Origin of the sequence: Providencia sp. M-27 (assembly GCF_011077905.1) — a bacterium.
Lineage (GTDB): Bacteria > Pseudomonadota > Gammaproteobacteria > Enterobacterales > Enterobacteriaceae > Providencia > Providencia huaxiensis.
The window spans coordinates 471,877-484,859 of the sequence record NZ_JAALBT010000001.1 but is presented as its reverse complement, the minus strand read 5'-3'; the positions used below and the strand labels follow the sequence as shown (position 1 = coordinate 484,859).

The following is a 12,983-nucleotide window of genomic DNA, read 5'->3' as shown; positions in this document are numbered from 1 at the left end:
CATATCTCCTTTATTACATCATCACGACATCAAAACGTTCCTGACTGTAAAGAGGCTCAGTCTGAACTTTAACTTGCTTCCCAACAAAGATTTCAACTTCTGCAAGAGCGTGTGACTCATCCCCTTTAAGGACATCTACCACCGCTTGAGAGGCATAAACCAAGAACCTATCGGCATCTATCGTGCGGTGCACGCGAACTATTTCACGTAAAATTTCATAACATACTGTTTCGACTGATTTAACGGTTCCACGTCCTTGGCAAGTTGGGCAGTCATCGCATAACACATGTTCTAAGCTTTCTCTTGTGCGCTTGCGCGTCATTTCGACTAAGCCTAGCTGCGAAAAACCATTAATGGTTGTTTTGACTTTATCTTTACTCAATGCCTGCTCTAATGATGCTAGCACACGGCGACGATGTTCTGGGTCAGCCATGTCAATAAAATCAATAATAATAATACCGCCTAAGTTGCGTAAACGCAGCTGCCTTGCTATCGCTTGAGTGGCTTCGATATTAGTGTTGAAGATGGTTTCTTCAAGGTTACGATGCCCAACAAATGCCCCTGTATTGATATCAATAGTCGTCATGGCTTCAGTTTGATCGATAATCAAGTAACCACCTGATTTCAATTCCACTTTTCGATCCATTGCTCGCTGAATTTCGTTTTCAACGTCAAACAAGTCAAATATCGGCTGATTTCCCTGATAGAGTTCGAGCTTAGCTGTCATTTCTGGCACATACTCTTCGATAAACTCTTGTAATTGAGTATAGGTCAAACGAGAATCAACACGAATGCGGTCAAGATGAGCGCCTGCAAAATCACGGATAATACGGAAGGCAAGCGCTAATTCACCATAAATTTTTGTGCGAGTCACATTACGTTTTTTTCGCTCAATCACTTTCGCCCACAGGCGCTTTAAGAATGCAGCATCCTGTTTAACTTCCTCTTCCCCGACCCCTTCTGCTGCCGTACGGATGATAAAACCGCCATTTTCATCACAATACTGTGAAACACAGGCTTTTAAGCGTTCTCTTTCATCTTCACTTTCAATACGTTGTGAAACGCCAACATGGGAAGCCCCTGGCATAAAGACCAAATAGCGAGAAGGAAGAGTAATGTCCGTAGTAAGGCGAGCGCCTTTAGTACCAAGAGGGTCCTTAACGACTTGGACGATTAAATCTTGTCCTTGCTTAACCAGCTCTGCAATATCCCTGACATGAAAGTTTTTCTGCTCATCACCCGCAATACATTCCGTGTGAGGCATAATATCAGACGCGTGCAAAAAAGCCGCTTTATCTAGACCAATATCAACAAAGGCCGCCTGCATTCCTGGTAAGACGCGGCTCACACGGCCTTTGTAAATATTCCCTACTAGCCCTCTTTTCGCTTCTCGTTCAACATGAATTTCTTGTAATATCCCACCATCAATATAAGCAACGCGCGTTTCAGATGGTGTAATGTTCACTAATAGTTCCGCTGTCATGACTTCCCCTTACCATCACTTAACGCTAAAAATCGCTGAATTAGCTCGTCTGTTTCAACCAGTGGTAAACCAACAACCCCATGATAGCTGCCATTAATTTTACGTATAAAACGCCCACCAATTCCTTGTATTCCATAAGCGCCTGCCTTATCCATTGGCTCACCTGACTGTATATAATCCTGTATTTCGAGCAAAGATAACTCGCGGAATGTCACATCTGTCACAATTAGTGACTGCATCGTCTGTTGACGACTGGATAAGGCAATCGCCGTCATGACTTGATGGGTTCTTCCCGATAATGCACTTAGCATCGCTTCTGCGTGCTGGCTATCTTGCGGTTTTTCTAAAATTTTACCTGCGAGAACAACGATAGTATCAGCGCCCAAAACAGGCTGATTATCGGGTGCTATCGCAACACCAGCTAAAGATTTATCTCGTGCAAGACGCTGAACATAGTCTTGAGGCGTCTCCCCCTCTTGCCACTGTTCTTCTACCTCTGGACGCAAAATTTCAAAGGTATAATTAAGTTGCTGAACAAGTTCACGTCGACGGGGTGAACCGGACGCAAGATAAATTAAACACATAAACTGAATTTCCAGTCAGACCGACAACTAGCACTCTAACATACTGAAAATTGCCGGCGAATTTTACGTAAAAGCAAAAATAGCCATGGCCATAGAATACCATTCACTAAGCTATTCCAAAATACTTGCGGATGGAATAATACTTGTGATGATAGAAATTCAGCCCAAAAAACAGCAAGATCTTGAATGATAGTAAGCAACATAATCACCAACGCTTGCTGCCACAACGCCATATTGCGCAACAGCTGGTGCTTATAAGAGACGAGATAACAAATAATACTAAAAGAGAGAGCATGCACTCCTAGTGCGGAGCCCTGAATGGAATCAACGATAATCCCTAAGATAAAGCTTGTGCCAACACTCACTCGGTGTGGTAACGCCATCACCCAATAAGTGAGAATCAACAGAAGCCATGATGGTCGGTAAAAACTGAGTTGCTCCGGCCAAGGCATGACTTGTAAAATCAATGCAATAAAAAATGATAACCAAATAATGGCACGGCCATTTCCACGATACTCATCCATGCTAATTTACTCTCTTGCCCATAACCATACTGTGTTTCCTCTACTTATGGTTGTGACGTCGGAGCCATTGATGGTGGCAATGGAGGCCCCTGAATTTCATTCGGGTTAGGTAATACTTGCGGCAACACTTTCATTAAGCGTTCATTTGCTGCACGATAAACTTCCGAAGGCTGTAGTGGCGTTTTAGGATCGTTATCATTTCCCCATAATAACAGCAGGTAACGTAAACGTTGTAATTCAGCGCTCGGCTTCGCGCTTATGATCGTATAAGCTCGTTGTGTGTCATGTTTTACGGCTGATACCACCCCAACTGGATACCCTTCAGGGAAACGCCCCCCTAACCCCGATGTGACAAGGACATCACCAACACGAATATCGGTATTTTCAGGTAACGGTTCTAATTGTAGATCATCGGCACATCCAGAACCCGCCGCAATAACACGTACATCATTACGTAATACTTGTACAGGTAAGGCATGGGCAGTATCACAAATTAACAAGACACGACTATTAAAGTTACTCACCCCAACCACTTGGCCAACAACGCCTTTATCACTAATAACGGGCTGCCCTTCATACACCCCTTCGTTACTGCCCTTGTCTATAACCACTTGGTCACGATAGGGTGTATTTGCCCCTGAAATCACTTGCGTTACCATCATGTGTTCATCTTGACGAAGTGGCGAGCCAAGCAACTCCCTTAAGCGCGCATTCTCCTGCTTAAGTTGCTCTAAAAGCAAGTTATCCGCTTTTTTCAGTAATAACTCTTGGCGTAACGCTTTGTTTTCAAATTGCAGTTGGTCCCTTGAAGAGAAACTTTCAGAGATATTATCTAGGAATTGGCGTGGGCCATTCGCTAAAAAATAGAATGGGCTAACCGCCGTGTCTAAGTAGTTACGGACTTTATTGAAAGGCTCGAAACGATGGTCAATCACCACCAGTACAAGTGCAATGATTACCGCAAAAAAAATGCGTAACTGTAGGGATGGACCTCGCCTAAAAATTGGCTTCATGTGTGGCTAAGTTTCGCTAATGTCAGAGGAACAAAAAATAGTCAAAACAGTTGGAGAACCGTCTCCAACTGTTTCTAAAAGGCCATTTAGTCTTCGCTAAACAGGTCACCACCGTGCATATCGATCATTTCTAACGCTTTACCGCCACCACGAGCGACACAAGTTAGAGGATCTTCAGCAACGATAACAGGGATACCCGTTTCTTCCATCAATAGGCGATCTAAATTACGAAGAAGCGCGCCACCACCGGTTAAGACCATACCGCGTTCTGAGATATCTGAGGCCAATTCAGGAGGACACTGTTCAAGTGCTAACATGACTGCACTGACAATTCCTGTAAGCGGTTCTTGCAGTGCTTCTAAAATTTCATTTGAATTCATCTTAAATCCGCGAGGCACACCTTCTGCAAGGTTACGACCGCGAACTTCAATCTCGTAGACCTCATCTGTCGGGAATGCAGAGCCAATCCCATGTTTGATGCGCTCGGCTGTCGCTTCACCGATTAGTGAGCCATAATTACGGCGTACATAGTTAATGATGGACTCATCGAAACGGTCACCACCAATACGTACAGATGAAGAGTAAACAACGCCATTTAGAGAAATAACAGCGACTTCTGTTGTACCGCCACCGATATCAACAACCATTGAACCCGTCGCTTCTGATACAGGCAACCCAGCACCAATCGCCGCAGCCATCGGTTCTTCGATTAAGAAGACTTCACGCGCACCTGCACTTAATGCTGATTCACGAATGGCTTTACGCTCAACTTGTGTTGCACCAACGGGAACACAAACAAGCACTCGCGGGCTTGGGCGTAAAAAACTGTTGCTATGAACTTGTTTGATGAAGTGTTGTAACATTTTCTCTGTCAGGAAAAAGTCAGCGATAACACCGTCTTTCATTGGCCTGATTGCCGAAATATTACCTGGTGTACGTCCCAGCATCTGCTTCGCTTCACCACCGACAGCAGCAACGCTTTTTGGCGATCCAGAGCGGTCTTGACGAATAGCAACTACAGAGGGTTCATTTAATTTTACGCCTTGTCCTTTGACATAAATAAGGGTATTGGCCGTACCCAAGTCAATAGACAGGTCATTAGAAAACATGCCACGAAATTTTTTAAACATAACGAAAGAGTTATCCTGCAAGCTGGGGACGAATTTAAACCCGTCTACTCTACCAACCACTTGAAGCGGTCTCAAGGCGTTAATGAGCTGCTTCTACAAATATGGTTAATTCATCTATTTTTCACGTACCGTACTGTACATGCTTCTTATATAAACGAAGCAGATAAAAACCCCAAAAACAGAGATTAATTGCATTTTTACCGACAGGATAAAATTATACAAAAAAATTTCTACTCTTTGGTTGTTATATACTCCATCTTTTTCTTCCCAGTGTGACAAGCTATTGGGGCAACAAGTTCAAATATTATTTAGTTCTTTTTATTATTGCTACACACTGGCTATTTCCAATACAAATTGGGTGAATTCGCTGAGTGTTCGCTCTATTATCTACCAGAAACGCGGCAAATTTATGTCAATATACAAAATGAATCCGTCAGGATGCGATATTTTGCATGATAAAAGCCTATTTATGCCAGAAAAAAATAAATTTTTACAAATTAATTACAATATTAATAGCTTAAATACTGTTACTACGTCAATGAAATGCACTCAAATTTTAGTAATTTTCAAAATACATATTTAATCATTATATAGGAGTGAAAGATGAAAGCTCTCGTCCTACAACAAACTGACGAAAAAATCGTCTCTGGCATTCAACCATTAACTACAGAAATGCTTCCAGCCGGAGATATTGTAGTCGATATTCATTGGTCCACACTCAATTATAAAGATGGATTAGCCATTTGTGGAAAAGCAGGTGTTGTTCGCCAATATCCAATGGTACCCGGTATCGACTTTTCAGGCGTGATCCATCACAGTGAAGACCCGCGCTTCCAAGTTGGTCAACATGTGCTACTCACTGGATGGGGAGTTGGTGAAACGCATTGGGGAGGCTTAGCCTCTCAAGCCAGAGTCCCGGCCAAATACTTAACACCCCTTCCAGAAAATTTATCTTTAAAGCAAGCAATGATAATTGGCACTGCCGGCTTTACCGCTATGCTCTGCATAAACGCCTTAGAAGACGCAGGTGTGACACCAGATAAAGGTGAAATCATTGTTAGTGGAGCAAGTGGTGGTGTTGGCAGCACCGCTGTGCAAATACTTGCGTTATTAGGTTATGACGTTGTCGCGATATCAGGTCGAGCAGAAAACAGTAATTACCTAAAAAGTTTAGGTGCCAAGAGGGTATTACCTCGTAGTGATTTCACTCATCCCGCTAAACCATTAGACAAACAGCTGTGGGCCGGTGCAATTGATACTGTAGGCGGTGAGTTACTCGCCAATCTTCTTGCACAAATACATTATAATGGTGCGGTTGCTGCCTGTGGCTTAGCCGGTGGCTTCGATTTACCCACCAGTGTCATGCCATTTATTTTACGTAATGTTCGGTTACAAGGTGTCGATTCCGTTTACTACCCTGCTGCAAATCGTCCTAAAGTATGGCAACGGCTCACGGAACTTCTCCCATCTTCTTTCTATGAGCAAGTCAGCAATGAGATCACGTTAGAAGATTCTGTCGAATATGCAAAAAAACTCTTAAAAAATGAAGTGACTGGGCGTACGCTAGTTAACCTGCGAGGTTAATCACCAACTTGTCGCGGTACTTTCGCCTAAATAGGGATTACCGCACATTTTCTAAAATAAATTCGGGTATTTTCTCTGATAAGACCAGTATTTTGCTGCTATATGTCACGAAATAATTATAATGACGAACCTTGTCAGTAGAAAATCCATTTATTTTTATGATAAAAGATGACAAACGCTTAGCATCGCGTTATGTTGTCGGGCTATTGATAATATCGTCGGAGTTAGCAGCATAATGGCAGAAGATATTCACATTTTACTCTTGAATGGGCCAAACCTAAACCTGCTAGGTACACGGGAACCCGATAAATACGGCAACCAAACTCTTGCCGATATCGTATCCAACCTTGGGGCAGAGGCTAGTCAACTAGGGGTAAAACTGAGTCATTTTCAGTCAAACGCAGAATTTGAACTCATCGATAAAATTCATGCTGCACGTCATGATGTTGATTTTATTCTCATCAATCCGGCTGCATTCACACATACCAGTGTTGCACTACGTGATGCATTACTCGCGGTGAGTATCCCGTTTATCGAGATCCACCTGTCTAATGTGCACGCTAGGGAATCATTTCGCCAACATTCTTATTTCTCCGATAAAGCAATCGGTGTAATTTGTGGTCTAGGTGCTGATGGTTATAGTTTTGCTTTACAGGCAGCGGTTAACCGTCTGCGCCTAATTAATTCAATCCAAATATAAGAGTACGGAATCATATCCATGGATATTCGTAAAATTAAAAAGCTGATCGAGCTGGTCGAAGAGTCTGGCATTTCTGAACTGGAAATTTCTGAAGGTGAAGAGTCAGTACGTATCAGCCGCGTTTCACCTGCTTCTCAGGTTATGGCTGCACCTCAACAATATTACTCAGCACCGGTTGCACAGCAACCTGCTCTGGCTAATGCGGTTGCACCATCTGAAGCGATGGTAGCGCCAGCTGCACCTGCAGCAGTTGCAGGTCACCAGGTTCGCTCACCAATGGTCGGTACTTTCTACCGCGCGCCAAGCCCAGAAGCGAAATCATTCGTTGAAGTTGGCCAAACGGTCAGCGTTGGTGACCCACTTTGCATCGTTGAAGCGATGAAAATGATGAACCAAATCGAAGCAGATAAAGCAGGCGTTGTTAAAGCCATTCTGTTGCAAAACGGTGATGCAGTAGAATTTGACGAGCCATTAGTTGTCATCGAATAACGAGGCGTTTCCATGCTGGAAAAAATTGTTATCGCTAACCGTGGCGAAATCGCATTACGTATTTTGCGTGCCTGTAAAGAACTCGGCATCAAAACAGTAGCGGTTCACTCTACGGCAGATAGCGATCTAAAACACGTGTTACTGGCTGATGAAACAATTTGTATCGGCCCAGCAGCATCAGCAAAAAGTTACTTAAATATCCCTGCGATTATTTCCGCAGCGGAGATTTCAGGTGCTCAAGCGATTCACCCAGGATATGGTTTCTTGGCTGAAAACGCAGATTTCGCAGAACAAGTTGAAAACTCTGGTTTTGTTTTTATCGGTCCAAAAGCTGAAACCATCCGCCTAATGGGTGATAAAGTTTCTGCGATTAACGCGATGAAAAAAGCTGGCGTACCTTGCGTTCCGGGTTCTGATGGCCCATTAGGGAACGACACTGAAAAAAATAAAGCCATCGCGAAACGTATCGGCTTCCCTGTCATCATCAAAGCATCTGGTGGTGGTGGTGGTCGTGGTATGCGTGTGGTACGCAATGAGAAAGATTTAGAATCTTCTATCAACTTGACGCGTGCTGAAGCGAAATCCGCTTTTAATAATGATATGGTTTACATGGAAAAATTCCTTGAAAACCCACGTCATATTGAAATTCAAGTCATGGCTGATGGCCAAGGCCATGCGGTTTACTTAGCTGAGCGTGACTGTTCAATGCAACGTCGCCACCAAAAAGTGGTTGAAGAAGCACCAGCTCCAGGCATTACGCCGGAAATTCGCCGTAATATCGGTGAACGCTGTGCTAATGCATGTATTGAAATCGGTTATCGCGGCGCAGGTACCTTCGAATTTTTATTCGAAAACGGTGAGTTCTACTTCATTGAAATGAATACCCGTATTCAAGTTGAACACCCAGTCACTGAAATGATCACGGGTGTAGACTTGATTAAAGAGCAACTGCGTGTTGCCTCTGGGTTACCATTATCTGTGAAGCAAGAAGATATCGTGGTACATGGTCATGCTGTTGAGTGTCGTATCAACGCAGAAGACCCGAATACCTTCATCCCAAGTCCAGGTAAAATCACCCGTTTCCACTCACCAGGTGGTTTTGGTGTACGTTGGGAATCTCATATTTACGCAGGCTACACTGTACCTCCGTATTATGACTCAATGATTGGTAAATTAATTACTTATGGTGAAACTCGTGAAATCGCTATTTCTCGTATGAAAAATGCATTAAACGAATTAATCGTCGATGGTATTAAAACCAATATTGAATTGAACCAAATGATTATGAGCGATGAAAACTTCCAAAAAGGTGGCACTAATATCCACTATTTAGAGAAAAAACTGGGGATTGCTGAATAAGTCAGCGATAACCTGTTTGGCTCATCGTCAATCGATACCGTAACGCGCTGCGTTGCGGTATTTTTTTGTGTTAAATACGCTTTATTGCACTTTTCTTCTGGTATTTTTCACACTCAGCCTACGGATTATCGTACAATTGCTGATTATTTTTTTATGGGAATGAAGGGGAAGAACGGGTGGATAAACGTTTTCTTCAATCAAATAAAGAAGCACGCTGGTCATTTTATTTGACTATCGCCTATCTAATTGGCTGGGTTATTAGTGCCTACCTACCGGACAACACGCTTGGAGTTACAGGACTACCACTGTGGTTTGAATGGTCTTGTCTCATCTTACCCATCATTTTTATTTTGCTCTGCATAATGATGGTTAAACTGATTTTTAAAGACATTTCTCTGGAGGAGAATGATGCAGATTGAAGTTCTCCTGCCTCTCGTCGGCTACCTAGCTCTCGTTTTTTTGCTATCCATTTATGCATATAAAAAACGAACAAAAGGCGAGTTCTTAAATGAATACTTTTTAGGTAATCGTTCAATGGGCGGCTTTGTCCTTGCGATGACCATCACAGCGACTTATATCAGTGCGAGTTCATTTATTGGTGGGCCAGGTGCTGCCTATAAATATGGCCTAGGTTGGGTGCTATTGGCGATGATCCAACTGCCTGCTATTTGGCTTTCCCTCGGCGTGCTAGGTAAAAAATTTGCTATTTTGGCGCGTCGCTATAATGCCGTTACGCTTAACGATATGCTGTATGCACGCTATCAAAGCCGGTTTTTAGTATGGTTTGCCAGTGTCAGCCTGCTCATTGCCTTTTTTGGCGCCATGACGGTGCAATTTATTGGTGGGGCGCGCCTATTAGAAACCGCAGCAGGTATTCCATATACTTATGGGTTAATGATTTTTGGGGTATCCATCGCACTCTACACCGCAATTGGCGGGTTTAGGGCCAGTGTCCTAAATGATGCGCTACAAGGGCTTGTAATGCTTTTAGGTACGGTGATCCTGTTAGTCGCGATTATTTACCATGCAGGTGGTTTACCTGCCGCGATAGAAAAAATGCATAGCATAGACCCTAAATTGGTATCGCCTGAAGGTGCAGATGACATTTTAAGCGGGCCATTTTTAGCTTCGTTTTGGGTTTTAGTCTGTTTTGGGGTGATTGGTTTACCTCACACCGCAGTACGTTGTATTTCATATAAAGACAGTAAAGCGGTTCACCGTGGAATTATCTTAGGAACGATCGTCATGGCCATGCTGATGTTTGGCATGCACTTTGCGGGGGCACTCGGTCGCGCAATTTTACCTGACCTGACGATCCCAGACCAAGTGATCCCAACTTTGATGGTGCAAGTGCTGCCACCTTTCGCAGCAGGGATTTTCCTAGCGGCACCAATGGCTGCGATCATGTCGACGATCAACGCACAACTACTGCAATCTTCGGCAACCATCGTAAAAGATATCTATCTAAATACCGTGCCAACACAAATCAAAAATGAAAAGCGTCTTGCGCGCATCTCTAGCCTTTCCACTTTGGTCTTAGGTGCATTGCTTTTAGTTGCAGCATGGAACCCGCCTCAGATGATTATCTGGCTGAATTTACTGGCTTTTGGTGGTTTAGAAGCTGTTTTCTTGTGGCCATTAGTCCTCGGGCTATATTGGGAAAAAGCCAATGGAACAGGCGCTATCAGTGGGATGGTCGTCGGAGGCGTCAGTTATGCCATACTGGCTAGCTTTAAAATTGAGATCATGGGTTTCCATGCCATCGTTCCCTCACTGGTTTTTAGCCTTGTGGCTTTCTTAGTGGGTAACCTTTTCGGTAAAAATCCCGTACAATCGACGCCAATTGAGCAGGTAACTAGCACGCACTAACGCCTATTATAGGCAAGTGATTTTGCTCAACCTGATATAAACGAATAAATAGAGAAAAAATAATGCCTTGGATCCAAATTAAAATTAACTCCACCGCTCAACAGGCAGAAGCGCTTGGCGATGAACTGATAGAAACAGGGGCGGTATCCGTCACTTTTCAAGACAGCCACGACACGCCCGTTTTTGAGCCGCTTCCGGGGGAAACCCGCCTTTGGGGTGATACCGATGTCATTGGCCTATATGACGCAGAAACCGACATGAAAATTGTCGTTGCTCAACTAGAAAATAGTCCTCTATTGAATGCAGGTTTTATCCATAAAATCGAACAATTAGAAGACAAAGATTGGGAAAGAGAATGGATGGATAATTTTCATCCAATGCGCTTTGGGGAACGTTTGTGGATCTGCCCAAGTTGGCGCGATGTGCCCGACCCGACCGCAGTCAATGTAATGTTAGATCCTGGCCTTGCTTTTGGTACTGGTACGCATCCAACGACCTCATTGTGTCTTCAATGGCTAGACAGTCTTGATCTCGAAGGTAAAACCGTGATCGACTTTGGTTGTGGATCCGGTATTTTAGCGATTGCCGCCTTAAAATTAGGTGCTGCTCACGCGATTGGGATCGACATCGACCCTCAGGCTATCACTGCAAGCCGCGATAATGCGCAGCGTAACGGTGTTTCAGAGCGTTTATCTCTATACCTACCAAAAGACCAGCCTGATGACTTACAAGCTGATGTCGTGGTTGCTAACATCCTTGCTGGCCCATTGCGTGAACTCGCCCCTATGATTAGCGTTCTACCTCGTCCGGGTGGGTTCTTAGGACTTTCTGGCGTGCTCGCCACTCAAGCAGAAGGAGTGGCTGATGCTTATCGTTCCACTTTTGAAATCGACCCTGTTGCTGAAAAAGAAGAATGGTGCCGGATTACGGGTGTCAAGCATTTTTAGTGAGTTTTTTTATTAAAATTAGAGAATAATTTCTTTGAAAACAACGCCAGAATAGATTATCTTATAGCTCAAATATTGCTCAATAGCTGGCGATAATCTGTTCTGCACGAGATTTGAACAGCACAACCGTTATTTTAATAAATCGTTATAGGATGAACTTAACTATTTGTTAAATATAACTAATTTTATTTTTGCAAAAATGCAAGATAAAAAAATTAGTGATAAATAACCGTTTGCTCAAAGTTTGTCCTTTCATATCTCGTAAAAAATGCGTAATATACGCGCCCTTGCAGTCACAGTATGGCCCCCATTTAGTTATGCGAATCGGACAATATCAGTTGAGAAACTGTCTTATTGCTGCCCCCATGGCAGGCATTACAGATAAGCCGTTTAGGTCGCTCTGTTATGACATGGGTGCTGGGATGACAGTATCAGAGATGCTTTCTTCTAATCCTCAAGTTTGGAAGACCGACAAATCTAGACTTAGAATGGTTCATCGCGATGAACTTGGGGTTCGTTCCGTGCAAATAGCTGGCAATGATCCCGATGAAATGGCTGCCGCGGCTCAAATTAACGTTGAGAGTGGCGCTCAAATCATTGATATCAACATGGGCTGTCCAGCTAAAAAAGTGAATCGTAAGCTTGCAGGCTCTGCACTGCTACGCTACCCAGAAATCGTGAAATCGATTCTTGAAGGTGTCGTCAAAGCAGTGGATGTGCCAGTTACCCTTAAGATCCGCACAGGCTGGTCACCTGAAGAGCGAAACTGCATAGAGATTGCCAAATTGGCCGAAGATTGCGGCATTCAAGCTCTCACTATTCATGGCAGAACTAGAGCCTGTCTGTTTAATGGGGAAGCTGAATACGACAACATTCGGGCAGTTAAGCAGACTGTTACCATTCCGGTTATTGCCAATGGCGACATTACTGACCCGCTAAAAGCCAGGGCTGTTTTAGACTACACAGGGGCGGATGCCTTGATGGTAGGCAGAGCGGCTCAGGGAAGACCTTGGATCTTCCGGGAAATCCAGCATTATCTGGACACAGGTGAAATATTGCCACCAATGCCAGTGGCAGAGGTAAGGCGTATTATGCTAGCGCATGTACAGGAATTGCACGACTTTTACGGTCAAGGCAAAGGAGCCCGTATAGCGCGCAAACATGTTTCTTGGTATTTAAAAGAACATGCACCTGATGACCAGTTTCGGCGCTCATTCAACACCATTGAGGATGCCAGCGAACAGCTGGAGGTGTTGGAGGCATTTTTTGAAAATTTTTGCGTAAATAAAGATAAGAGCTGA

The 12,983-nt window shown here is 43.7% G+C and carries 13 protein-coding genes; 8 read left to right on the top strand and 5 right to left on the bottom strand.

From position 1 onward, the window contains the following. Positions 1-13 precede the first annotated feature (13 nt). From rng to G6Q48_RS02200, 5 genes are all read right to left on the bottom strand, one after another. The gene (gene rng, locus G6Q48_RS02220) at positions 14-1,483 is read right to left on the bottom strand and encodes a ribonuclease G (protein ID WP_102137946.1); all 1,470 of its coding nucleotides are present in this window, start codon (positions 1,481-1,483) and stop codon (positions 14-16) included. Continuing rightward, complete coding sequence (locus tag G6Q48_RS02215; RefSeq protein ID WP_102137947.1) at positions 1,480-2,067, bottom strand: Maf family protein; 588 nt, start codon at positions 2,065-2,067, stop codon at positions 1,480-1,482. The genes rng and G6Q48_RS02215 overlap by 4 nt, the downstream gene beginning before the upstream one ends. A gap of 35 nt (positions 2,068-2,102) precedes the next feature. After that, on the bottom strand, positions 2,103-2,591 hold the full coding sequence (gene mreD, locus G6Q48_RS02210) for a rod shape-determining protein MreD (protein ID WP_004258382.1): 489 nt from the start codon (positions 2,589-2,591) through the stop codon (positions 2,103-2,105). Between the two features lie 44 nt (positions 2,592-2,635). Continuing rightward, positions 2,636-3,604: a rod shape-determining protein MreC gene (gene mreC / locus G6Q48_RS02205; protein WP_102137948.1), complete on the bottom strand. Its 969-nt coding sequence runs from the start codon at positions 3,602-3,604 to the stop codon at positions 2,636-2,638. Positions 3,605-3,690: 86 nt separating this feature from the next. After that, on the bottom strand, positions 3,691-4,734 hold the full coding sequence (locus G6Q48_RS02200; RefSeq protein WP_004908213.1) for a rod shape-determining protein: 1,044 nt from the start codon (positions 4,732-4,734) through the stop codon (positions 3,691-3,693). A 603-nt stretch (positions 4,735-5,337) separates the two neighbouring features. Here G6Q48_RS02200 and acuI point away from each other — a divergent pair. From acuI to dusB, 8 genes are all read left to right on the top strand, one after another. Further along, entirely contained in the window at positions 5,338-6,318 is a 981-nt protein-coding gene (gene acuI, locus G6Q48_RS02195; protein WP_166264307.1) for an acrylyl-CoA reductase (NADPH), read from the top strand. 235 nt (positions 6,319-6,553) lie between these two features. After that, positions 6,554-7,018 (top strand): type II 3-dehydroquinate dehydratase, encoded by a 465-nt coding sequence (gene aroQ, locus G6Q48_RS22055; RefSeq protein ID WP_102137950.1) that lies wholly within the window; start codon positions 6,554-6,556, stop codon positions 7,016-7,018. An 18-nt stretch (positions 7,019-7,036) separates the two neighbouring features. Next, a complete protein-coding gene (gene accB, locus G6Q48_RS22050) occupies positions 7,037-7,507 on the top strand; it encodes an acetyl-CoA carboxylase biotin carboxyl carrier protein (protein ID WP_102137951.1) in 471 nt (156 codons plus the stop codon). A gap of 12 nt (positions 7,508-7,519) precedes the next feature. Next, positions 7,520-8,866 (top strand): acetyl-CoA carboxylase biotin carboxylase subunit, encoded by a 1,347-nt coding sequence (accC, locus tag G6Q48_RS02185; RefSeq protein WP_166264305.1) that lies wholly within the window; start codon positions 7,520-7,522, stop codon positions 8,864-8,866. Between the two features lie 176 nt (positions 8,867-9,042). Further along, complete coding sequence (locus tag G6Q48_RS02180) at positions 9,043-9,285, top strand: DUF997 family protein (RefSeq protein ID WP_102137953.1); 243 nt, start codon at positions 9,043-9,045, stop codon at positions 9,283-9,285. Beyond that, positions 9,275-10,735, top strand: a complete 1,461-nt coding sequence (gene panF / locus G6Q48_RS02175) for a sodium/pantothenate symporter (RefSeq protein ID WP_102137954.1) — start codon at positions 9,275-9,277, stop codon at positions 10,733-10,735. Before G6Q48_RS02180 ends, panF begins: the two co-directional genes overlap by 11 nt. Before the next feature lie 62 nt (positions 10,736-10,797). Further along, entirely contained in the window at positions 10,798-11,682 is an 885-nt protein-coding gene (gene prmA, locus G6Q48_RS02170) for a 50S ribosomal protein L11 methyltransferase (protein ID WP_166264303.1), read from the top strand. Between the two features lie 317 nt (positions 11,683-11,999). Beyond that, the gene (gene dusB, locus G6Q48_RS02165) at positions 12,000-12,983 is read left to right on the top strand and encodes a tRNA dihydrouridine synthase DusB (protein WP_102137956.1); all 984 of its coding nucleotides are present in this window, start codon (positions 12,000-12,002) and stop codon (positions 12,981-12,983) included.